This is a genomic window from Streptomyces sp. NPDC093252 (genome assembly GCF_040683675.1).
In the GTDB taxonomy this organism is placed as follows: domain Bacteria; phylum Actinomycetota; class Actinomycetes; order Streptomycetales; family Streptomycetaceae; genus Streptomyces.
The window spans coordinates 1-21,916 of the sequence record NZ_JBFBEM010000025.1; the positions used below are offsets into that span (position 1 = coordinate 1).

The window sequence follows — 21,916 nt, forward strand, 5'->3', positions numbered from 1 at the left end:
GCACCCCGCTGAGCCCGAAACCACCCACCGCGAGCGACGCGCCCTCCGGCACATCACCCACCGCCGCCGCAGCCGAGGCGACCACCTTGTCCATCAGCCCGCCGCCAGATCCGACGGGTGCTGTGCCAGGGGTGTGACCTCGATGTTCATATAGGGATGGAGCGGGAGGTCCCACAGGATCCGGTGCAGCGCCTCGTTGTCCTGGACGTCGAAGACACTGATGTTGGCGTACTGCCCGACGCACCGCCAGATGTGCGCCCACTCGCCGGACTTCTGGAGCGTCTGGCAGTAGGCCCGCTCCCGGGCCAGCAGGTCCGCGCGCACCTCGGAGTCGAGATCGGGCGGGAGATCGACGTCCATGCGCACCGCGAACAGCACCGTGTTCACGCCCTGTCGAGGACGAACGCGTAGGTGACTTCGCGGTCCTTGCCGTTCGCGGCCAGGCCGGGTTCGAGGATCAGCTCGGGTTTGACGGCGGAGGCGATGTCGTCGGCGACATGGCTGCCGCCCTTGAAGTACAACTGGGTGGTCACGGGCTGGTGTCCGGGCGCCGCGACCTTGAGGTGCAGATGGGCCGGGCGCCAGGCGTGCCAGCCCGCGGCGGCGATCAGCCTGCCGCAGGATCCGTCCGTCGGTATCTGGTAGGGCGCCGGCTCGACGGTGTGGATCCCGAAGCGGCCCTCGTCGTCCACGCTGACCGTGCCGCGCAGGTTCCACTCCGGCAGGTCCGGGGCGAACTGCGAGTAGTAGCCGTCGGCGTCGGCCTGCCAGATCTCCAGGGTGGCCCCGGCCAACGGGGCACCGCTGACGCTCGTCACCTGCCCCTGGAAGAGCAGGCCGGTCCCCCTCTCGTCCTCGCGCATGGGCAGCGTCGCCCGTGCGTCGAGGGCCGGGGCGCCGGGAACGTAGTAGGGCCCCTCGATGGTGCCCTTGCTGCCTTCCCGGTTCTCGGCCGCGACGTCCTCGACGACGTGCTCGATCCACACGTCGAGGAAGAGCGGCCACTCGCCGTCCTCGCCCACCCGGATGAGCCATGCCTTGAGGGCGTCGTACTCGGCGTAGGTGACCTTGTGGCGGCGGATGATGTCGTGTGCGGCGCTGAGAAGCTCGGTGACGAGGGTGTCGACACGCTTGGTGTCGACGTCGGCCGTCCCCGCGCCCTGTCTGGTGCGGAACTGCTCGGTGGCGGCGGCGCCGGACGCGGCTGCGGTGGCCCGTTCGGTGGTGATGTCGGTCATGGTCTGTCTTCCGTCCCTTGGAGGATGCGTCTGAGGAGGGGATGCCGGATGGGTGAGGCGTGAGGTGTACTGGAGGCGCCGATGAGGCGTCAGGTGTCCAGGCGGTAGCGCGCCAGTTTGTCCGGGTCGATGTCGATGCCGAGTCCGGCGCCTTCGCGGATGTGCAGGGTGCCGGACTCGATGGTGAGGGGCTCGGTGAGCAGGTCGTCGGTCATGTCGAGGAAGTTGGACAGTTCACCGGCGTGCAGTGAGGCGGAGCGGTGGGCCGCGCCGAAGGCGACCGCGCACAGGGTGCCGATCTGGCCGTCGATCTGGTTGCCCAGCACCGTCTCCACTCCGAGGCCCTCGCACAGGTGCAGCACGCGCTGGGAGCCGGTGAAACCGGTGCGGGCGGTCTTGATGCTGATGGCGGTTGCCGAGCCGCCGAGGAGTTCCCGGGTCACCTCGGCCGCGCCGGTGGCGCTTTCGTCGGCGATGAAGGGGACCGTGCTCTGCCGCACGAGCCACCGGCGGGACAGCACATCGTCGGCCGGGCACAGTTCCTCGGCGAAGGTCAGACCGAGGTCGGCCATCTCCCGCAGTGCCCGCGCGGAATCGGAGGCGCTCCAGCCCCGGTTGCCGTCGATGTACAGGTCGATGTCCGGGCCGAGCGCTTCGCGCAGGCCGCGGCAGGCGGCGACGTCGTCGGTGTAGGGCTTGCGGCCGACCTTCACCTTGAACGTGGTGATGCCGTAGGTGTCCCTGATCCGTATGGCGTCCGCGACCATGTCCCCGACCGGGGCGAAGCCGACCATGTGACTCACCCGCATGCGGTCCGTGTAGCCGCCGAGCAGCCCGGAGACCGGCATGCCCGCGGCCTGGCCGAGAATGTCCCACAGTGCCATGTCGACGGCGGATTTGGCGGCGGGGTTGCCGACGGTCCGGTCGAGACGCTCGTGGACGGCTTCCCGTTCCAGTGGGGTCAGCCCGAGGATCTGCGGCGCGAAGATCTTCTCGATCACCGCGACGATCGATTCCTGGGTCTCGCCGTAGGTGTAGGGGCGGGGTGGTGCTTCGGCGGTCCCCGTCAGCCCTTCGTCGGTGTGCACCCGTACCAGGACGTGCTCGGCGATGTGCACTTCGCCGCTCGCGAACCTCAGTGGTTTCGCGTAGGGAATGGCGAAGGGTATTGCCTCGATCCCGACGATCTTCATGCCACTCCTTCGATTCCTTGAAGAAAGACGCCGTTGCGCTCCAGCACACTCAGGAGGTGGTGGAGCAGGGGGGAGGTGTCGTCCGTGCGCCAGGCCAGGGCCAGCGGAACGGACGGGGCGTCCGCGTCCCCTATGGCCTTGCACAGCACGCCCTCGCGGGGTGCGGAGCGGATGGAGTCCGGCAGGACGGCGATGCCCAGGCCGGCGGCGACCAGGGCCAGGGCGGCCGATGTCTCGGTGACCTCGTATGCGCAGTGCGGATAGAAGCCGCTGCTGAGACAGGTGCGGACGACCGCGTCATTGACCACGGAGCCGAGGGTGGCGCCGTACATGATGAAGTCCTCGTGGCGCAGGTCCCCGATACGGACCAGGTCGGCCCCGGCGAGCCGGTGCTCGCTCGGTACGACAGCGACCAGCGGCTCGTCGGCCAGCGCTCGGTGCGCAATGCCTTCCTGGCGGATCGGCGGGCGCAGCACACCGACGTCCAGCCGCCGTTCGATGAGCGCCGACTCCTGGGCGGGTGTGAGCATCTCGGTGTGCACCTCCATCATCGCGTGCGGCATCTCCCGCTTGAGCAGCCGTGCCAGTACGGGCAGTTGACGGTACGAGGCGGAGCCCGTCAGGCCGACCCTGAGCACCCCCTCCACACCGGTGGCGAGGCGCCCCACCCTCGCCACCGCCTCGTCGACTGCCTTGAGGATGTGTTCCACATCGGTGCGGAACACCTCGCCGGCACCGGTCAGGACGACCTGACGGGTGGTGCGGACGAACAGGTCCACCCCGAGTTCCCGCTCCAGGCGGCGGATCGCCTGGGACAGCGGCGGCTGTGCCATGTGCAGCCGTTCCGCCGCCTTTCCGAAATGACATGTCTCGGCGACCGCCAGGAAATAGCGAAGATTTCGGAGCTCCATCGGGCCGACCCCTTTCCCTGGGGGCCTCGAATGTGCTCCAGCGTAGGAATCGAACCCCATACGGCACAAATACTTGATGGCATCGTATTGAGACGTATGGGATATCAATACCCCCCTGGGTCAACCCTGGGGGATTGTCTGGGGCCGACCCTTCATCTCGCTGTCATGGTGCTGAAAAGCACTGGCAACGAGGCCGGCCCGTCCGGCGGCCCGGTCGAGTGAGAGGGACGGGATCATGGCCGACGACTTCAGCCGCGCACGGACCATCCTTGAGGATGCCCTCGTGGAGGACCCGGACAGCGGTGTGTACCGGGTCCGCAGGAGCGTCTTCACCGATGAGGAACTCTTCGAGCTGGAGATGAGACACATCTTCGAGGGGAACTGGATCTATCTCGCGCACGAGAGCCAGATCCCGGAGATCGGAAGTTACTTCACGACCTACATCGGCAGGCAACCTGTCGTCATCTCCCGTGACAAGCAGGGTGAGTTGCACTGTCTGGTCAACGCGTGCAGTCACCGCGGCGCGATGCTGTGCCGCCGGAAGACCGACAACCGGACGACGTTCACCTGCCCCTTCCACGGCTGGACCTTCAGCAACAGCGGCAAGCTGCTCAAGGTGAAGGACCCGCGCGACGCCGGGTACCCGGAGCAGTTCAACACCGACGGCTCGCACGACCTGAAGAAGGTCGCCCGGTTCGAGAATTACCGGGGGTTCCTGTTCGGCAGCCTGAGCCCGGACGTGAAACCCCTGACCGAGCACCTCGGTGACGCGGCCGTCGTCATCGACATGATCGTCGACCAGTCCCCGGAGGGTCTGGAGGTCCTGCGCGGCTCCTCGACGTACCACTACGACGGCAACTGGAAGCTCCAGGCGGAGAACGGCGCCGATGGCTATCACGTCTCCGCGACCCACTGGAACTACGCCGCCACCCAGGCCCGCCGGACCTCCGGCGAGTCGAAGAACGAGACGAAGACAATGGACGCGGGTGGCTGGTCGAAGCAGAAGGGCGGCTTCTACTCCTTCGACCACGGCCATCTGCTGCTGTGGACCAAGTGGCTCGATCCGACGAACCGTCCGCTGTACGGGAAGCGGGACGATCTGGCCGCCGAGTTCGGCCCGGAGAAGGCCGACTGGATGATCGGTGTCTCCCGCAATCTCTGCCTCTACCCGAACGTCTATCTGATGGACCAGTTCAGCTCCCAGATCCGGCACTTCAGGCCCATCTCGGTCGACCGGACCGAGGTCACCATCTACTGCATCGCCCCCAAGGGCGAGCCGGCCGAGGACCGGGCCCGCCGCATCCGGCAGTACGAGGACTTCTTCAACGCCACCGGTATGGCCACCCCCGACGATCTGGAGGAGTTCCGCTCCTGCCAGAAGACCTACCTGGCCGAGTCCATGCCCTGGAACGACCTCAGCCGCGGCGCCGTGCACCAGCTCGACGGACCCGACGAGGACGCCAGGAAGATCGGCATCACCCCGCTCGTCAGCGGGGTGCGCACCGAGGACGAGGGCCTCTACCCCATCCAGCACGGCTACTGGCGCCAGACCCTGCGCGACGCCCTGGGAGCGGCGAAGTGACCACGACCGTGAGCGAGATGACACTGGAGGCGGTCCGCCGGTTCCTCTACCGAGAGGCCCGCCACCTGGACGACCGCGAGTTCGAGAAGTGGCTGGAGTGCTACCACCCCGACGCCGAGTTCTGGATGCCGGCCTGGGCCGACGACGACGAACTCACCCGCGACCCGCAACGCGAGATCTCCCTGGTCTACTACCCGAGCCGGGCAGGTCTTGAGGACCGGGTGTTCCGCATCCGCACCGACCGCTCCAGCGCGACCAGCCTGCCCGAGCCGCGCACCGGCCACAACATCACCAATGTCGAGATCACCGGCCGCGACGGCGACCTGGTCGACGTGCGCTTCAACTGGTTCACGCTCTACTACCGCTACCAGACGACCGACACCTACTTCGGCACGTCCTTCTACCGGCTCGACATCAGCGGCCCCGAGCCGTTGATCCGCAGCAAGAGGGTCGTCCTCAAGAACGACTATGTGCATCACGTCGTCGACATCTACCACGTCTGACCACCTCGAAATGAGCAACCCCATGCCTTTCCAGGTCGCCCTGAACTTCGAGGACGGCGTCACCCGGTTCATCGAGTGCCGTCCGCACGAGACCGTCGCCGAAGCCGCCTACAAGGCCCGCATCAACATCCCACTCGACTGCCGCGACGGCGCCTGCGGGACCTGCAAGTCCCTGTGCGAGTCGGGCAGCTACGACGCCGGCGACTACATCGACGAGGCGCTGACCGAGGAGGAGGCGGGGCGCGGCTACTGCCTGCCCTGCCAGATGACCCCGCACAGCGACCTCGTCCTGGGTATCCCGTCCTCGTCCGCCGCCGCGAAGACCGCCGCCGTCCGGCACACCGCCGCCCTCACCTCCCTCCGGCGTCTCTCCGCCACCACCGCCGAGTTCACCCTCGACGTCGACGACCGGGCGGGGCTGGACTTCCTGCCCGGCCAGTACGTCAACATCGCCGTCCCCGGCACGGACCGCACCCGTTCGTACTCCTTCAGCTCGGGGCCCGACAGGCGGCAGGTGTCCTTTCTCGTCCGGATCGTCGAGGGCGGCGCGATGTCCACCTATCTCGGCGAGCGCGCCAGGGTGGGCGACCGCATCGAGTTCACCGGCCCGATCGGCGGCTTCTACCTCCGTGAACCCGCCCGGCCCGTCCTGCTGCTGGCGGGCGGCACCGGCCTCGCACCCCTGCTGTCCATGCTGGAGCGCATGGCCCAGCGTCCGTCCGCCCACCCGGTCCATCTGATCTACGGCGTCACCACCGACCAGGACCTCGTCCACCTGGACACCCTGGAGGACTACCTGCGGACCCTTCCCGGCTTCACCTTCGACCACTGCGTGGCGGACCCGTCGAGCACCGCCCGCAACAAGGGTTTCGTCACCGGGCTCATGGACGCCGGCACCCTCCACGGCGGCGGCGCGGATGTGTACCTGTGCGGACCGCCGCCCATGGTGGAGGCGGTGCGCCACCGGATCGCGGCCCTCGGGGTCGCTCCGGCGGGCTTCCACTACGAGAAGTTCACCCCGGCCGCCACCGACGCGTCGCTCGCAACGGCGGAGGCGGCATGAGCGTGCACACAGGCCGGTTCGCTGGAAGGACCGCCGTCGTCACCGGCGCCGGCCAGGGCATCGGCCTCGCGGTGGCCCGCCGGCTCGCCGCCGAGTCCGCACAGGTCGTGCTGGTGGACCGCGCCGACACGGTCCGGGACGCGGCGAAGGATCTCGGCGCCCGCGCGGTCCTCGCCGACCTGGAGACCTACCAGGGCGCACAGGCCGCCATCGCAGCGTCCCTGGAACTGCTCGGCCGGATCGACGTCCTGGTCAACAACGTGGGCGGCGCCATCCGCTTCAAGCCGTACGAGCACTACACCCCCGAAGAGATCCAGGCCGAGGTCCAGCGGTCCCTGTTCCCCACCCTGTGGACCTGCCGTGCCGTGCTCCCGCACCTCATCGCACGCCAGGGCGGCACCATCGTCAATGTCTCCTCGGTGGCCACCCGCGGCATCCACCGCGTCCCGTACGCGGCGGCGAAGGGCGGCATCAACGCCCTCACGGCCTCCCTGGCCCTGGAGACGGCTCCGTACGGCATCAGGGTGGTGGCCACCGCGCCGGGCGGCACGGACGCCCCGGACCGCCGCGTCGCCCGCGGTCCCGAGCCCGGCACCGACCAGGAACGGACCTGGGCCCGGCAGGTTGTCGACCAGACGGTCGCCTCGTCCCTCATGAAGCGGTACGGCACGCTGGACGAGCAGGCGGGTGCGATCTGCTTCCTGGCATCGGACGAGGCGTCGTACATCACCGGCACCGTACTGCCCGTCGCCGGCGGAGACCTCGGATGACCCGCCCGGCCGGCGATGCTAGCGTGCGATCCCATGGGCAATCACCCTGATCAGCGGCCCCGTCTCGTCGGACGGGGCGACGAGACGGCCGTGCTGGCCCGCGCGATCGACGACGCCCTCCGCGGTCGTCCCGGGCTCCTCCTCCTGGAGGGCCCGGCCGGGATCGGCAAGACGGCACTCGTCGAAGAAGCGCTGGCCGGGCACGAGGGAGCCCTGGGCGTGTACCGCGTCGCCGGCGTCTCCTGGGAGTGCGAGGTGCCGCTGGGCATCGCCGGCCAGCTCGTCCACCGCGGCGGGAGCGCCCTCGCGCTGCCCGCCCCGACAGCACCGGAGGCCGCACTCACCACCGGCCGGCTGCTCCACCGCCAGTGGGCCTCCCACCAGCAGCGCGAACCGCTGATCGTGATCGTCGACGACGCCCACTGGGCGGACGCGGAGAGCCTGAGGGCGGTGCGCTCCGCGGTGCGTCTCATGTCCCAGCAGCGGGTTGTCGTCATCCTGATCGCACGGGACGATCCCCGGGAGACCTCCGACGCACCGGGTCCGGGCGCCGCGCTGACCGCGTCCGCCCTGCGCACCCTGGACTTCCTCGAAGGCTGCCGGGGCGACGCACTGCGCCCCAGGCCGCTGACCCCGCAGGAGGTACGCGACGTGGCCCACGGCCTGGCCGGACTCGCCCTCGACCTGCCCGCGGCCCGGCATCTGTGCCACCACACCGGTGGCAACCCCCGGTACGCGACCGAGCTGCTGCGTGAGCTTCCCCCGGAGACATGGGAGGACTGGCGCCCCGAACTGCCTGCGCCGACCCGTTACGCGGCGACGGTCCGTCACCGCCTGGCCGGCTGCGGTCCGGCTGCCCGGTCCCTGGTCGAGGCGTGCGCGGTCCTGGGGGAAAAGACGTCGCTGAGCGCCGCCTCCCTCCTGGCGGGTCTGGACAGCCCGCTGCCCGCCGCGGACGAGTCATGTACGGCCGGCCTGCTGACCACGACCGCCGAGCCGGGCCACGCCCTGCTGGCGTTCCCCCACCCGCTGGTCCGTGCCGCCGTCCTCACCGGCATCGACCTGACACGGCGTGCCGCGCTGCACCTGCGTGCCGCGGAGATCACCGAGGACCCCGGCAGCCGGCTGAATCACCGCGTGGCCGCCACCACGAGGACGGACGAGGCCCTCGCCGGGGAACTCGACCTGTACGCCGCTGAACGCGCGCAGGCGGGGGAGTGGTCGGCGGTCGCAGACACCCTGGTCCGGGCCGGACGCCTGAGCGGGGTACGGGCCACCCGGGAGGACCGGCTGCTCCGCGCGGTCGACGCGATGATCGGGGCCGGCGACGTGCCCCAGGCCACCGCGTTCGCGGCCGAACTGCAGAGTTTCCCGGCCGGCGCCCTGCGCGACACGGTTCTCGGCTACCTCGCCATCATGCGCGGCCGGCCCGCCGAGGCGGACGCCTTCCTGACCCAGGGCTGGGAACGCTGCGACCCCGAGCACCACCGCGAGCTGATGGCCAGGATCTGCCAGCGGCGCGTCCTGGACGCCCTGGGCCGCTGGGACGGAAGCGACCTGGTCGACTGGGCCCGCCGGGCCATCGAGTTCGCCCCAGACCCGGACGACCCCTCCGCCATCGAGTCGGAGGCCGTGCTCGGACTGGGCCTGGCGGCGATGGGCCGCCCCCAGGAGGCGCTGGCCGCGTACGAGACGGCCGTGGCCGAGATGCCCGGCAGCGCCCAGCACCAGCGGTTCCAGCTGGGCCGTGGCTGGGTGGACCTTGCCCTGGACGCGCCCGAAGCCGCCCGCTCCCGCCTCGAAGCGGCGGTACCGACCGGCTTCCGCATGGGCTCCACCCGTATCTCCCTGTGGGCCGAGGGGTGGCTGGCCCGCACCCAGTTCGCGCTGGGTTCCTGGCCCGAAGCCCTGGAGACCGTGCAGCGTGCCGCCGCACGGCTCGCGGAAGTGCGGATCGAGCTGGTGCGCCCACTCGTGCACTGGACCGGCGCGCAGATCCACGCTCTGCGCGGCGACTGGGACGAGGCCGACCGGCAGGTGGACGAGGCCGCAGCCGGCCTCCACCACTACAAGGTCATGCTCATACCGTCGTGCCTGGCTCGCGCCCAGGTCGCCGAGGCACGGGGCGACTACGAACGGGTGGTCGAGGCCCTCTCACCGGTGGTCCAGCTCACCGAACGGGAGACCGTCGACGAACCCGGCTTCTGGCCCTGGCCCGATGTGTACGCCAATGCCCTCGTGGTGATCGGCCGCCTGGACGAGGCCGACACCTTCCTCACACCGTACGAGGAACTGGCCGCCCGCCGGGGCCACCGTTCCGCCCAGGCCCGCAACGGCCTCGCCCGCAGCCGGCTCATCGCCGCGCGCGGTGATATCGAAGCCGCCCGCCAGGAGTTCGAACGTGCCCTGGCCCTGCTGGAACACCTGCCCTTGCCGTACGACCGTGCCAGGATCAACTTCGCCTACGGTCAGACCCTGCGTCGGGCGGGCAAACGCCGCGAGGCCGACAGCGTCCTGCGCAACGCCCGTGACGCCTACGCGACCCTCGGCGCCCACACCTATGTGGCGCGCTGTGACCGCGAGCTCCAGGCGGGTGGACTGAGCCCCCGCCGTCTCACCTCGGGCCTGGCCCAGCTCACCCCGCAGGAGCGGGCCGTGGCCCAGCTCGTCGCCGTCGGCGCCAGCAACCAGCACACGGCACTGGAACTCTTCATCTCGGTCAAGACCGTGCAGTACCACCTGACACATGTGTACGCGAAGCTGGGCGTCCGCTCCCGCAGTGAACTCGCCGCGCAGTTCAGGGATTCGCTGTCGGCCGACTGACGGCCTCGCGGTCCGACTGACCTGCGCGCAGCGGGGCATGGACGATGCCGTGCCCCTTGCCGTCGGGGATCACGTGAGACCGTGGAGCCTCCCGTTCGAGGCGGGCCCGCTGCCGCGTTCGACCAGCCCAGGTGCGCTCGGTGACGGGCTGCGCCATCCCGAACGCCTTGCCGGCCTGCGCTTCCTCAACCCGGTGCCGACGAGTACCCTCACCGGGGCGGTGATCGCCGCTCGCACCCGTCCCGGATGCGCCGACGTGTCTGTGGGCCAGGTACAGCGAGCTTCGGAGAGCGCCGGCCGTGGTCCTGCCCCCTCGGTTCGCCGGCAGACCGGCTCGGCCCCGCCCACGGGAGGCCGGCGGTCCGCAGGGTCGAGGACGGGGACGCCGCGGCGAAGGGCTCGGCTCGCGCTCCGAGCCGCGACAACTCATGATCGACATGATCACCCGCGGTGACCTCGGCCGGAGATCTGGGTGGGGCTTCTACGACTGGAAGGAGGACCAGTGCCCGATACCCTGATCGGCTTGGGCCGTCATAGCAGGCCCGACTCGGCGCGGTCTGTGCCCGGAAGGTCGACATGACGCCGATGGAAGGCCGAACCGCACTTGTCACCGGGGCGGGTGGAGGTATCGGCCTGGCCATTGCGAAGCGCTTGTCGGAGCGAGGCGCCCGTGTCGTAGCCGTTGACCTCAAGGAGCGGCCGGCCGAGCTGCCGGAGCCCGTGCACTTTCTCGGAGCCGATGTCAGTCGCTCCGAAACGGCCGGCGATGCGGTCGGTCTTGCGATGGACATCACCGGCCGCCTCGACTACCTGGTCAACGCGGCCGGAGTCGCTTGGTTCGACCGTGACGGGTCGGTTGCGGACATGCCGATGGATGTCTGGCACCGCATGATCGGCATCAACCTGAACGGCCCGATGCTGTTCGCACGTGCGGCACTGTCTGTGATGCGGAGTCAGCGGTCGGGTTCGATGGTCCACATTGCGAGCCTTGCCGGGCTTCGCACATCGGATGGACCGGGCGACGCCTATCAGGTCTCCAAGGCGGCATTGATCAGCTTGTCGCGCGGAATCGCGATGAACCACGCCGCTGAAGGCATCCGGTCGAACACGATCTGTCCGGGCGCGGTGCTGAGCCCGATGATCTCGGACATCTATGAAGCAGACCCCAACCGGCGCACTGCGATGGAACAGCGTGCGCCCCTGGGCCGTCTCGGGCTCCCGAAGGACATCGCCCAGGCGGCCTGCTATCTCCTTTCGGACGATGCGTCATTCGTTACGGGCATCGATCTGGTTGTGGATGGCGGTTTGATGATCAAGGTCGCGTAGCGGGCTAGGGTCAGGCGCCCGTGTGCCAGCTCTTCGGGGCGGTTTCGTTCAAAGGGTTTCCCGCCCGAAGCGTGGACACCTTGCCGTGCGGCAGCGGCCGGTGTGTCCGATCGCTGTTCGGGGGCGATCGGGCTGATCCTGCCGCGAGTGACTCCTGTCGAAGACGGCGTAAGCCGCCCGGGGGCCTTGGTCGGGTACCCCCCAGCCCCTGGGGCCCGCGGAGCTGCCTGGCTGGAGGGGATGGCGGGGTTCTCCGGCCGCTTGTCGGGCCGGTGGCCGGGGCCGTTCATGATGACCTGGTGGCCGGCGTCGATGAGCCGGACGAGGAGGGATCCGGCGACGACGGGCTCGGGGGAGAGGGGCAGCAGTCGCCAGGTGCACGGTTGCTGTGATGACCGAGGACCGGCCCCGCGGAGCAGGGCATGGGCCGCTCCTCCCGGGACCTGTCTCACGGATGCCAGGTCCGATGCCAGGTCCGCCAACGCCCCGTGCTGACCGTCGAGTTCGGCCTACCGCCTGGTCGTCTGCGGGGTCGTGGAACCTGTCGGACGCCGGTCGCTCCTGCCCTTGCCGAGCAGTTGATGGAGACCGTCACGGTCACCCGCGATCCATCAGCGCCTGCGTGATGAGCAGAAGCTCAAGGCCTCGCTCACACCGTTCCGGTGGTGGGTGCGCGTGAACCTGCCGGGCGGGGCGGACCGCTCGAAGTTCACGGTGCCGGCGAGACGTTGAGCCAGGCCCGGAAGCCCATATGGGCCAGTGCTTCCTTCAGGGCACCGGGTCAGACCGAGGACCCGTGAACGGCACCGGATCAGGGCATTCGTGATAGCGCTGCCCTGCTCGCAGCACATGCTCTTCCGTCCCGTGACACACATGGACCAGTGGTCGCGCGGACGCGTTCCGCTGGTTGGGAGGCGCCCCGCGCCGCCTGAGGCCCAAACCATCTCAAGGTCGAGAGGGCAAGGCTGATCTCGGACATTCACTAGGATATCTGTCACATTTTTCTGGCCGAAACCGTTGACACAGGGGATTAAAGACCTGAAGATTCGACCATTGGAGATTTCCTCCGCTCTTGGTCGCCGGCAACTGAATTGTGGCCACGTGGGCCGGAAGCCGATCAACCTGACTAGTTCGTGTCGCTGCGGCAACCCTGCGAAGACGGCGGGGACGGGCTCGAAGGCACGATCCGGCGGCCCGAGAGCACGAGCCCATTGTCTCGGCCACGTGCAACAGGGAGAAGTAGCAGATGACAACTACCGGTGCGTCCCGTACCTCTCCGGCAACCCGGGGTGACGACCCTCAGTTGGACCGCAGGCTTGGCGTTGCGTCGATCGTCTACATGGTCGTCGCGGGCGCAGCGCCGCTCGCAACCAGCGTTGCCGTGGTGCCGACAGTCTTCGCGGCCAGCGGGAACCAGGTGTCGCCGCTGTACTTCGTGGCCGCCGGGCTCCTCCTCGGGCTCTTCTCTGTCGGCTTCACGCTGATGAGCCGGCATGTTCAGAATGCGGGTGCGTTCTACTCCTACGTTCAGGCTGGGCTCGGAAAGATCCCCGGCGCCGGGGCGGCGGCGCTCGCTCTCGTCTCCTACTCCGTACTTCTGATCGGAACCCTGGCGTACTTCGGTGTTGTTGCGTCAGCGGCTTCCAAGGAGTACCTCAACATCGACGCGAAGTGGTGGGTGTGTGTGCTCCTCCTCGTTGTCTTTGCGGGCTTCATGGCCTACCGGGACATCGAGGTCAGCGCCAAGCTTCTCGCCGTCCTGCTCATCCTGGAGACCTTGGTTGTGCTGATCGTTGACTTTGCGATCTTCGCGCAGGGCGGTCGCAGCGGTATCGGCGCATCTCCGCTCGATGTCACCAGGATGCTCGACGGCGCACCGGGACTCGGCCTGACCTTCGCATTCCTCGGGTTCATCGGTTTCGAGGCCACTGCCGTGTTCCGCAGCGAGGCCAAGAACCCGGAGCGCACGATCCCGCGCGCTACGTACATCGCAGTCGCACTCATCGGCTTTGTCTACGCATTCACCGCCTGGTGTCTCGCCATCGGCATCGGGCCCGGCCAGGCACTCTCGGTCATCAGCGCCGACCCTGGGAACGCGGTGAACAACGTTGCGGTCGAGTACATCGGAACTGCGATGAAGGACGTCATCACGATTCTTATCGTCACCAGTTTCGTTGCCGGCGTCCTGACGTTCGTCAATGTCGTCGCACGTTACATTTTCAACCTTTCGAACGGTGGTGTGCTGCCCAGGGTTCTGGGTGAGGTGCACCCGAAGCACCTCGCACCGTCGAAGGCGTCCGTGGTCGTCACCGCGATCTCGTTCACGGCGATCGCCGGCCTGGCGATCGGGGGCGTCGACCCGCTGACGCAGATCTATCCGTGGTTCACCGGCGTGGCCACTCTCGGCATCATCTCTCTGATGTTCCTGACGAGTGCTGCAGTCGTCCTGTTCCACCAGCGGAACCGCGCGTCGCATCCCATGTGGAACGCGGTCATCGCTCCGGTGCTGTCGCTTCTGGGGCTCGGGTTCACCCTCTACAAGGTCATCGAGAACTTCGATCTCCTGGTCGGCGGACAGAAGCCGGCGAACATCATCTTCGTTCTCGCGGCGATCGTGTTTGCCCTGGGCGCTGGTTCTCTCGCGCTCGCGAGGGCCCGGCGGCCAGAGGCGTACGAGAAGATGCTCGAAAACTGACGTATCGGGCACGACAGTAACGCTCAGTGACGGCCGCAGATGGCCGTCGGGACAATTGGGGAAGGCAACTGATGATGACCAGTCGAGGGCTGCTCGAAGGACGGCGTGCGTTCGTCACCGGAGCCGCGCAGGGAATCGGTGCGGCAACTGCGCGGCGTTTCGCGGAGGAGGGTGCCTCGGTTGCTGTCGCTGACCTCGATGGCGGGGGTGCTGCCGCTCAGGCGAGCGCACTGACAGATGCCGGTTTCGACGCGTTCGGCATCACGCTCGACGTCGCTGACGATGCCGCGGTCAAGGCCGCGATCGACAGGACCGCGGAGCGCTTCGGTGGCCTGGATGTGGTAGTGGCGAACGCTGGTGTCGGGCCCCTGGCTGCTGCGGAGACGACGCCGACCGCATCGTTCGAACGCACCCTTCGTATCAACGTCTCAGGCGTCTACAGCTCGTTCGTGCACGCGATTCCGCACCTGCGAGCCGCCGGCGGAGGACAGCTCCTCGCGACGTCGTCGCTGGCCAGCAAGGCCGGTGTTGCCTTCATGTCGGCCTACTGCGCGTCGAAGTTCGCGGTCGTCGGGATGGTTCAGGCCCTGTCCAAGGAACTCGGCCGTGACCAGATTCGGGTGAACGCCGTAGCTCCGGGGTTCGTGGAGACCTCGCTGCTCGATACGTTCATGCCGTTTCAGGCGCAACGCAGTGGCACGTCGGAGGGGGAAGCCCGTAGCGGAATCATCGACGGCATTCCGCTGGGCCGGCTCGTCCAGTCCCACGAGGTCGCGGACGCCTTCGTGTACTTGGCGTCTCCTCTGGCCTCTGCTGTGAGCGGCGAGGTCATCACTGTGAGCGGTGGCGGCGTCTGAGGCCGCCCACGGAGCACGATCGACGTCTGCGCTTTCAGGGTCCTCGTACGGGAACGTGCGTCAGAGCTTGAGGAGTGCTTGGAGGGCGTCGCGCGTTTCGTTGATGTGGGCGGTCATGAGGGCGGCCGCCTGGTCCGGGTCCTTGTCAGTGATGGCGGCGAGGATCTCGGAGTGGTGGTCGTTCGCGTTGAGGTCGATGTGGCTGAAGACGGCGCTGACCGGCAGGTACATACGGCTGCGTGCCTGGGCGACAGCCTCGACGAGCTGGTCGTTGCCGGATACCTGGGCGATGCCGAGGTGGAAGGCGGAGTCGAGAAGCTTGAACTCGGTGATGTGGGTGGGTGAGTCCTCGTGCCTTGCCCGCTCGACGATGTCGCCCATCTGCCTCACCAGCTTCGCGAGGCGCGGCATGTCGGCGGTGCGACGGCGTTCGGCGGCCAGGCGCGCTGCCCCGGATTCGACGATGACACGGAAGTCGAAAGCATCACGGACTTCGGCCTCGTTGCGCTGCAGGTCGAACCGTAGCTGCGCCCGGTCGAGCGCGGGCTCGAGGACCAGGAACCCGCCACCGCGTCCACGCCGGACGGACACACGGCCCTCGTGTTCGAGGACAGCGACTGCGGCGCGGACGGTGTTTCGGGAGACGTCGAGCATCTCAGCCAGGTCGCGTTCCGCGGGGAGCCGTTCGCCGGGCCGGAACTTGCCGAGGTCCAGGGAACGCCGGATCTGTTCAACGGCCAGCTCGTGAGCAGCGATCTGCCGCACGGGTTGAAGACCGGTCTCCTCGGGCACGTCCTACCTCCTAGCAATCCGCAGGATACTGCAACACCTGTCCTGATGCTGATTCCCTCGCCAGGCGGGTTCGCCCACAGAACCGACGAGCGGCCGGGCACGATGCCCGGCCGCTCGTCGGTTGCTGAGCGTTCGTCGACCTCCGGGGCCCGGAACCGGGTCAGGCCGGCGTGTCGCTGGGCCCGGCGAACTCGAAGCCGCGGTACCCGTCCGAGAAGATGTCATGGCAGATGCGCCGGTACCTCGCCGCCCCGCCGACGTACGGCAGGAACGCCTTCGGCTTCCCAGGGATGTTCGCCCCGTGGTACCAGGAGTTGGTCGTCTTGAGGTACAGCGTGCCTTCGGCGACCTCGAGTGCATGCGCGACCCAGTCGTCCTGCGCTTCGACGGCGGCCTCGATGCGGTCGAGGCTGTTCTTCTTCATGTGCGCCAGGGCCTCGGAGATGAGCTCCACATGGTGCTCGATGGCGAGAGCCGCGTTCGACTGGGACGCCGGGCTCTGCGGCCCGGTGACCATGAAGAGGTTCGGGAACCCGGAGATCTGCAGACCGAGGTAGGTGCGGGGACCGGCGGACCAGGATTCCTGGATGGTCAGGCCGTCTACGCCCCGGATATCGACCGCGGTCAGGGCGCCGGTGATGGCGTCGAAGCCGGTCGCGAAGATGATGTCATCGACCGCGAGCAGCCGGTCGCGGGTCTGGATCCCGTTCTCGGTGATCCCGGCGATGGGGTCTTCACGGACATCGACGAGCTCGACGTTGGACCGGTTGTAGGTCTGGTAGTAGTCGGTGTCCACACAGGTCCGCTTGGTGCCGATGTGATGGCTGGGCAGCAGTCTCCTGGCGGTCTCCGCGTCCTCGACGATGTCCAGGATCTTGCTCCGGGCGAAGTCCTGCGCCGTGATGTTCGCCTCCTCGCTCTCGAAGAGGTTGTTGAAGCATCCGGTGAGCGCCATGACGCCGCCGCGCTCCCAGCCCTCCTGGTAACGGTTCTGCCGCTCGCCGTCATCGACGGCCGAGGTGGCAATGGTCGCCGCCATGGAAGGGATGCCGTTCTCGTTCCTCTTCGAGCGGGCCTTGCGGTGCTGGTTCTCCGCCTTGATGACGGCGCGCTCCTCGTCGGACAGCGGACGGTTGCGGGCGGGCATGGAGTAGTTGGGGGTCCGCTGGAGGACGTAGAGCTGATCAGCCTGCTCGGCGACCTTCGGGATGGTCTGGATGCCCGAGGAGCCGGTGCCTATGACGGCGACGCGGCGGCCGAAGAAGTCGATCGCCTTGTGCGGCCACGTGCCGGTGTGGAAGGTCCGGCCCTTGAAGGTGTCGAGGCCCGGGAAGTCCGGCGCGTTCAGGGAAGTGAGGTTGCCGACGGCCATGACGACGAAGCGGCTGACGACATCGGTGCCGTTGTCCAGGGTCGTGATCCAGGTCCGGTCCGCCTCGTTCCAGTGGGTGCTGATCAGCTCACGGCCGAACTCGATGTCCTTGCGCAGGTCGAAGACGTCGGCCACGTGCTGGAGGTAGGCGAGGATCTCGGGCTGGGTCGCGTACCGCTCGGACCAGTTCCAGTCGGCGACGAGCTCGGGGGAGAACGAATAGCAGTAGTCGACGGACTCGATGTCGCACCGGGCGCCGGGGTACCTGTTCCAGTACCAGGTGCCACCCACGTCGTCGGCTCGGTCGATCGCGAGGACGGAGAGGCCCATCCGGTGCGCCTGGTGAATCATGTACAAGCCTGAGAAGCCGGCGCCCACAATGAGCAGGTCGTACTTCTTCGAGTCATTGCTCTCGGTCATTGCTCGTCACGCTCCGAAGTGGCTGGTGTCCGGCAGGTCGCCGTTGCGGGCTGGGGGAGTGGTCTGCGGCGACGGGGTGGCTTGTTCTTCGGGTGTGACGTAGGCGGCGGAGATGCCTCCGTCGGCCCTGAGGTCGATCCCGTTGACGTAGCTCGACGCGTCGCTGAGGAGGAACACGGCGGCGCCGGCCATCTCCTCGGGTGTTCCGTAGCGTCGCGGCGGAATGTGAACCATGCGCCGTTCGAGTTCGGCGGGGGTGTAGTGGAAACCGCGCATCATGGGGGTGTCGATGGGCCCGGGGCTGAGCGTGTTGACCCGTATCCCCCTGAGCGCGAACTCGATGGCCAGTTCGCGGGACATGGTCACGACCGCGCCCTTGCTTGCGGCGTACCCGAGCTGAGAGACGGCGGAGCCGAGGGTGGCGGCCAGTGAGCCGGTGTTCACGATGGACCCGCCGCCGGCCGCCAGCAGATGGGGGATGCCGGACTGGCAGCACAGGTACACGCTGCGGACATTCGCGCGCAGTGCCCGGTCGAAGTCGTCGGCGTCCGTGTCGAGGATGGACCCGTCCTCGGGGAGGAGGGTGCCGGCGTTGTTGAACAGCCCGTTGATGTGGCCGTAGCGATGCGCGACCTCGGCGTACAGAGCCTGTACCTGGGCGGCGTCGGTGAGGTCGCCGACGAGGAAGGAGTCGGCTCCGGTGTCGTCTGCTTTCACCAGGTCGATGCCGACGACGGTTGCCCCCTCGTTCTTGAGGGCGGTGACGGTTGCCCGCCCGATGCCTCCAGCGGCGCCAGTGATGACGATGACCTTGTCGTCGAACGTTTTCATCTGAATTCCTTCCTCGGCAGGGCGAATCCGCGGGACCGCTCGTCGCTCTGCCGGGGGTCGTCTGCGGGGACCTCCACCAGTGGACTGATGGTAGAGACTTTAGACCAATAAGGCCGCGGCGTTCAATGCCCTGCCGCGGGCCGGCCCGGAGGTGTGTCTGGGCGGCCTGCGCCAGCTCGCGTGGCCGGGGTGCGGCGAGCGCTGGGAAGCGCCGTTCTGGCGTCGCCGCCGAACCGGCGCGACAACGGCCTATCGATTGGATCTTTGGCGTTCAGGGGGTCGGGCCGCTGCCACGAGGAATGGGCTGCCGCTACCGGGACGTCCCTGGAGGAGCGTCCCCCGCCCGGCACCTCCGACGCCGCGAACCGGGATGCGCTCTGCACGTCGCTCGGTCCGGAGGCCCGCCGTCGCGGCTCGCGACGGGGCGAGGCGGAACGAATGAGATCCTGACCGGGACGGAGACGGTCACTGACCGGGAATCGTCGCTGGATGTCCGGGCGCGGCTTCTGGTCGTGGCGCGGCTCAGATGTCCGGGTACACCTGGAACCGCAGGGGCACCTGTCGTTCGCCGGCCGGCATGTGCCCGCCAGCGCTGCCTTGAGCGGCACGCGGCCGCATGTCTGCTCAGGGCGTACTCGCGCCGGAAAGGATGCGGCCGTGAGTGGCCGGCCCGCCGCCCTGTCATGGCGCGCTCGGACCGCGTTTGCCGCGCCCCGCCCCCGGGGTCGCGGCCGGCAGCGGTGTTCAGCGGTTGAGCCAGGCCTCGAACGTCTCTCGGGTGCGGCTGATGTGTTCGGTCATCAGCCGCGCGGATGCTTCGCTGTCCTTCGCCTCGATCGCGGCGAGAATCTCAGCATGGGCCTCATCGCCGGCCGAGTCGATACGGCCGAAGATGGCGCCGACAGGCAGAAACATCCTGCGCCTGCTCTCATCGACTGCCTGCGCGAGGTGCCTGCTGCCTGAAGCCTGGGCGATCCCGAGGTGGAACGAGGAGTCCAGCACGTTGTACTTGTGCAGTTGGGTGCTCTTCGTCTCCTGCCGGGCGCCTTCGATCGTCTCGCGCATGCGGTCCACGAGCCGTGACAGCGGCGCCAGGTCCTCCTCCAGGCGCCGCTTGGCCGCCAGCCGGGCCGCGCCGCTCTCGACGATGACGCGGAACTCGAACGCGGCCTGCATGGCGGCTCGGTCCCTCTGGAGGCGCTGCCGCGTCGCGGCCAGGTCATAGGTTGGTTCCATGACCAGGAAGCCGCCTCCGCGCCCGCGGCGCACCGAGATCATGTCCTCGCGCTCCAGGACGGCAATCGCGGAACGCACGGTGGTCCGCGAGACATCGAGGGTCTCGGCAAGTTCACGCTCGGGCGGCAGCCGGTCCCCCGGCAGGAACTGGCCGATTTCGATGGAACGCCGGATCTGCTCGACGACCAGCTCGTGGGCCGCGATCTGACGGACTGGGCCGAGGGTGTTGTCGTCTTCCATCATCGTCTCCGCAGTACGGTTCATCCGGCCAGCCACCTCGATACCACCGAGGCCCACTCGTCTGGTCTCTCACCGCAGACAGAGTGGCCCGCGTCGATCTGGATCAGGGATGCGTTCGGCATCTCGGCGACGATGGCCTCTGAGTGCCACGGGGACGTGACAATGTCCCGCAGTCCGGCGATGACGAGCGTCGGATGGTGGATGCTGTCCAGCTTGTTGTGGGAATCGTGGTTGCGGCACGCGTGGGCCGCAGCCTCGAAGCCGATCATGTCCAACGATGCCGCTGCGCGGGCCTCCTGGGCGACGGCCGGGTTGGTGCGGACGAAGTCGGGGCTGAAGGAGAAGAGCAACGCCGCGTCGCTGACGGCTGCGGCGTGTCCTTCGGCGGCCAGGAACGCCACATGCTCGAACAGGACACGTCCGTAGGAATCAGTGCGTGACCATGTGTTCGTGAGCACCAGCTTCGACATGTCGTCGGGATACAGAAAAGCCCACTCCTGGCAGATGGCCCCGCCCATCGAGGAGCCGACGGCCGGAGCGCCTGCGACACCGAGGGCCGTGACGACTGCGTGCGCATCCTCGGCGAGCTGGGTGATCGTGTAGGGGCCGGGCGTGGTGGGGCTGTCGCCACTGCCGCGATTGTCGAAACTGATGCATCGGTACCGGCTGAACCCGTCGAGCACCTCGTCCCAGCTGTTCTTGTCGGCGCCGAGACCTCCGACGAAGACCAGGGGTTTGCCTTCCGGGTTCCCGCTGACCTTGTAGGCGAAGGTCCCGCGTGGGGTCGTGATGAACTCGGTCACCTTGCTGCTCCTGAGGTGGTGCGTCGCCGGTGTGCGGAGTGCGGCGGATCGAGCTGGCTTCCGGTCCTCCGGCTCTTTGGAAGAGCCCTTAGACCAAAAAATATGGGCGCGGCCGACCCGCGTCAACTTGCACGACATGCCGGAGGGTCGTAGGGTCTAATGGCATGGACAATGAACCTAATAAGTGGCGTCCGCGTATCGCGGTCTGCGGTGTCGCCACTCAGGCCGCCTGGGGGTACTGGGCACCACGGGACGCTGTGCTGGTGGCCGGCACCTACCTTGACGCCGTCGTGGAGGCGGGCGGCCTCCCCGTCGTCCTCCCACCGGTTCCGGGGCTCGACCCCCGGCAGGCGCTCGCGGGGGTCGATGGCATCCTGATCCCGGGTGGTGTGGACGTGGCTCCGGAGCGATACCGCGCACTCCCCTCCGACCGCATGGAGGACACGAGCCAGCTCCGCGACGAGTTCGAGCTCGCAGTAGTGCGCGCCGCGTTCGAGGCGCGTCTTCCGATGCTCGGAATCTGCAGGGGGCTGCACATCATGAATGTGGCCACCGGCGGGACGCTGCACCAGCACCTCCTCGATGCCGGTTACGGTGAGCACCGCCCGGTGCCCGGGAGCCTCGGACCCGAGACCAGCCACGACATCTCCGTGAATCCGGACAGCCACATGGCTCGCTGCGGGATGGCGTTGGCCGCGAGCACGAACTCACACCATCACCAGGGCATCGCGGAGGTGGGCGCGGGCGGCCGTGTCGTGGCACACGCGGTCGCCGACAAGGTGATCGAGGCCATCGAGTGGCCGGACAACCCGTTCGCGCTCGGTGTGCAGTTCCATCCGGAAGAGCCGCGCATGGCGGAACTCTTCGTCGGACTGGTCAAGGCCGCCGGCGCGCGTCCAGACGGCCGGCGCGCTTTGAAGTGATGCACTCTGCTCGTCCGGATGCCGTTGGTGCGTCGTTGCGGAGAACGGGGAAGGCTGACTGGCGCCTTGCTCCCGGGGGCGAACGCAGGTCTCCTGTACGACTGCCCGTGCGGCGCTCGCAGCCCTGGCCAGTACAGGCGAGGTCGAATCCCGAAGGGGCCGAGGTGGCAGCATCATCGTCCCCGGGAGTGGTCGTCGATGAGAAACAGCTCCTGGGGACGTGAAGGCTTCCGGGGAGGAACTCAACCGCACGTTCGAATGGCGGACCATTTGTCGCGTCCTTCGGTGACCGCTGAGAACTCCCGGCCAGGTGGCATGTGGTCCCTTGGTGCAGGTGG

18 protein-coding genes and 1 pseudogene are annotated in these 21,916 nt (G+C 68.2%); 9 read left to right on the forward strand and 10 right to left on the reverse strand.

Annotation, left to right across the window (positions count from 1 at the left end; all coding sequences use genetic code 11):
- The 5 genes and pseudogenes from AB0O01_RS35270 to AB0O01_RS35290 form a co-directional block, all read right to left on the reverse strand.
- Positions 1-94, reverse strand: a pseudogene (locus AB0O01_RS35270) (succinyl-CoA--3-ketoacid-CoA transferase); the annotation flags it as partial.
- On the reverse strand, positions 94-378 hold the full coding sequence (gene catC / locus AB0O01_RS35275; protein WP_365320126.1) for a muconolactone Delta-isomerase: 285 nt from the start codon (positions 376-378) through the stop codon (positions 94-96). The gene catC and the pseudogene AB0O01_RS35270, both read right to left, overlap by 1 nt.
- Before the next feature lie 5 nt (positions 379-383).
- Positions 384-1,238, reverse strand: a complete 855-nt coding sequence (gene catA, locus AB0O01_RS35280) for a catechol 1,2-dioxygenase (RefSeq protein ID WP_365320034.1) — start codon at positions 1,236-1,238, stop codon at positions 384-386.
- An 89-nt stretch (positions 1,239-1,327) separates the two neighbouring features.
- Positions 1,328-2,431, reverse strand: coding sequence for an enolase C-terminal domain-like protein (locus AB0O01_RS35285; RefSeq protein WP_365320035.1), 1,104 nt, complete (start codon positions 2,429-2,431; stop codon positions 1,328-1,330).
- Positions 2,428-3,402 (reverse strand): LysR substrate-binding domain-containing protein, encoded by a 975-nt coding sequence (locus tag AB0O01_RS35290; protein WP_365320037.1) that lies wholly within the window; start codon positions 3,400-3,402, stop codon positions 2,428-2,430. The genes AB0O01_RS35285 and AB0O01_RS35290 overlap by 4 nt, the downstream gene beginning before the upstream one ends.
- Before the next feature lie 175 nt (positions 3,403-3,577).
- On the opposite strand from AB0O01_RS35290, the gene benA reads away from it, so the two are divergent.
- The 8 genes from benA (at position 3,578) to AB0O01_RS35330 (ending at position 14,961) form a co-directional block, all read left to right on the forward strand.
- On the forward strand, positions 3,578-4,924 hold the full coding sequence (benA, locus tag AB0O01_RS35295) for a benzoate 1,2-dioxygenase large subunit (RefSeq protein ID WP_365320039.1): 1,347 nt from the start codon (positions 3,578-3,580) through the stop codon (positions 4,922-4,924).
- A gap of 8 nt (positions 4,925-4,932) precedes the next feature.
- On the forward strand, positions 4,933-5,427 hold the full coding sequence (gene benB, locus AB0O01_RS35300; RefSeq protein WP_365320128.1) for a benzoate 1,2-dioxygenase small subunit: 495 nt from the start codon (positions 4,933-4,935) through the stop codon (positions 5,425-5,427).
- Between the two features lie 22 nt (positions 5,428-5,449).
- The gene (gene benC, locus AB0O01_RS35305) at positions 5,450-6,490 is read left to right on the forward strand and encodes a benzoate 1,2-dioxygenase electron transfer component BenC (protein ID WP_365320041.1); all 1,041 of its coding nucleotides are present in this window, start codon (positions 5,450-5,452) and stop codon (positions 6,488-6,490) included.
- Positions 6,487-7,260 (forward strand): 1,6-dihydroxycyclohexa-2,4-diene-1-carboxylate dehydrogenase, encoded by a 774-nt coding sequence (locus AB0O01_RS35310; RefSeq protein WP_365320043.1) that lies wholly within the window; start codon positions 6,487-6,489, stop codon positions 7,258-7,260. The genes benC and AB0O01_RS35310 overlap by 4 nt, the downstream gene beginning before the upstream one ends.
- A 33-nt stretch (positions 7,261-7,293) precedes the next feature.
- On the forward strand, positions 7,294-10,083 hold the full coding sequence (locus AB0O01_RS35315) for an AAA family ATPase (protein ID WP_365320045.1): 2,790 nt from the start codon (positions 7,294-7,296) through the stop codon (positions 10,081-10,083).
- A 576-nt stretch (positions 10,084-10,659) separates the two neighbouring features.
- Entirely contained in the window at positions 10,660-11,409 is a 750-nt protein-coding gene (locus AB0O01_RS35320; RefSeq protein WP_365320047.1) for an SDR family oxidoreductase, read from the forward strand.
- Between the two features lie 1,303 nt (positions 11,410-12,712).
- Positions 12,713-14,104, forward strand: a complete 1,392-nt coding sequence (locus AB0O01_RS35325) for an APC family permease (protein WP_365320049.1) — start codon at positions 12,713-12,715, stop codon at positions 14,102-14,104.
- Between the two features lie 71 nt (positions 14,105-14,175).
- Complete coding sequence (locus tag AB0O01_RS35330) at positions 14,176-14,961, forward strand: SDR family NAD(P)-dependent oxidoreductase (protein ID WP_365320051.1); 786 nt, start codon at positions 14,176-14,178, stop codon at positions 14,959-14,961.
- Positions 14,962-15,021: 60 nt separating this feature from the next.
- Here AB0O01_RS35330 and AB0O01_RS35335 read toward each other — a convergent pair whose 3' ends face one another.
- The 5 genes from AB0O01_RS35335 to AB0O01_RS35355 all read right to left on the reverse strand — a co-directional run bounded on the left by AB0O01_RS35335 (position 15,022) and on the right by AB0O01_RS35355 (position 20,655).
- Positions 15,022-15,753: an FCD domain-containing protein gene (locus AB0O01_RS35335; RefSeq protein ID WP_365320053.1), complete on the reverse strand. Its 732-nt coding sequence runs from the start codon at positions 15,751-15,753 to the stop codon at positions 15,022-15,024.
- 160 nt (positions 15,754-15,913) lie between these two features.
- On the reverse strand, positions 15,914-17,545 hold the full coding sequence (locus AB0O01_RS35340; protein ID WP_365320055.1) for an NAD(P)/FAD-dependent oxidoreductase: 1,632 nt from the start codon (positions 17,543-17,545) through the stop codon (positions 15,914-15,916).
- A 6-nt stretch (positions 17,546-17,551) separates the two neighbouring features.
- Positions 17,552-18,376: an SDR family oxidoreductase gene (locus AB0O01_RS35345; RefSeq protein WP_365320057.1), complete on the reverse strand. Its 825-nt coding sequence runs from the start codon at positions 18,374-18,376 to the stop codon at positions 17,552-17,554.
- Between the two features lie 744 nt (positions 18,377-19,120).
- A complete protein-coding gene (locus AB0O01_RS35350) occupies positions 19,121-19,876 on the reverse strand; it encodes an FCD domain-containing protein (RefSeq protein ID WP_365320059.1) in 756 nt (251 codons plus the stop codon).
- Positions 19,873-20,655: an alpha/beta hydrolase gene (locus AB0O01_RS35355; protein ID WP_365320060.1), complete on the reverse strand. Its 783-nt coding sequence runs from the start codon at positions 20,653-20,655 to the stop codon at positions 19,873-19,875. The genes AB0O01_RS35350 and AB0O01_RS35355 overlap by 4 nt, the downstream gene beginning before the upstream one ends.
- A gap of 164 nt (positions 20,656-20,819) precedes the next feature.
- On the opposite strand from AB0O01_RS35355, the gene AB0O01_RS35360 reads away from it, so the two are divergent.
- Positions 20,820-21,578: a gamma-glutamyl-gamma-aminobutyrate hydrolase family protein gene (locus AB0O01_RS35360; protein WP_365320061.1), complete on the forward strand. Its 759-nt coding sequence runs from the start codon at positions 20,820-20,822 to the stop codon at positions 21,576-21,578.
- The last annotated feature ends 338 nt before the right edge of the window (positions 21,579-21,916 follow it).

What these genes read in the sequence shown, in the direction of transcription:
- AB0O01_RS35345 (WP_365320057.1), bottom strand. Translation starts at nt 18,376, where the DNA reads ATGAAAACGTTCGACGACAAGGTCATCGTCATCACTGGCGCCGCTGGA.
- AB0O01_RS35285 (WP_365320035.1), bottom strand. Translation starts at nt 2,431, where the DNA reads ATGAAGATCGTCGGGATCGAGGCAATACCCTTCGCCATTCCCTACGCG.
- benA (WP_365320039.1), top strand. Translation starts at nt 3,578, where the DNA reads ATGGCCGACGACTTCAGCCGCGCACGGACCATCCTTGAGGATGCCCTC.
- AB0O01_RS35330 (WP_365320051.1), top strand. Translation starts at nt 14,176, where the DNA reads ATGATGACCAGTCGAGGGCTGCTCGAAGGACGGCGTGCGTTCGTCACC.
- AB0O01_RS35320 (WP_365320047.1), top strand. Translation starts at nt 10,660, where the DNA reads ATGACGCCGATGGAAGGCCGAACCGCACTTGTCACCGGGGCGGGTGGA.
- catA (WP_365320034.1), bottom strand. Translation starts at nt 1,238, where the DNA reads ATGACCGACATCACCACCGAACGGGCCACCGCAGCCGCGTCCGGCGCC.
- AB0O01_RS35360 (WP_365320061.1), top strand. Translation starts at nt 20,820, where the DNA reads ATGGACAATGAACCTAATAAGTGGCGTCCGCGTATCGCGGTCTGCGGT.
- AB0O01_RS35310 (WP_365320043.1), top strand. Translation starts at nt 6,487, where the DNA reads ATGAGCGTGCACACAGGCCGGTTCGCTGGAAGGACCGCCGTCGTCACC.
- benC (WP_365320041.1), top strand. Translation starts at nt 5,450, where the DNA reads ATGCCTTTCCAGGTCGCCCTGAACTTCGAGGACGGCGTCACCCGGTTC.
- AB0O01_RS35315 (WP_365320045.1), top strand. Translation starts at nt 7,294, where the DNA reads ATGGGCAATCACCCTGATCAGCGGCCCCGTCTCGTCGGACGGGGCGAC.
- AB0O01_RS35340 (WP_365320055.1), bottom strand. Translation starts at nt 17,545, where the DNA reads ATGACCGAGAGCAATGACTCGAAGAAGTACGACCTGCTCATTGTGGGC.
- AB0O01_RS35290 (WP_365320037.1), bottom strand. Translation starts at nt 3,402, where the DNA reads ATGGGGTTCGATTCCTACGCTGGAGCACATTCGAGGCCCCCAGGGAAA.
- AB0O01_RS35350 (WP_365320059.1), bottom strand. Translation starts at nt 19,876, where the DNA reads ATGAACCGTACTGCGGAGACGATGATGGAAGACGACAACACCCTCGGC.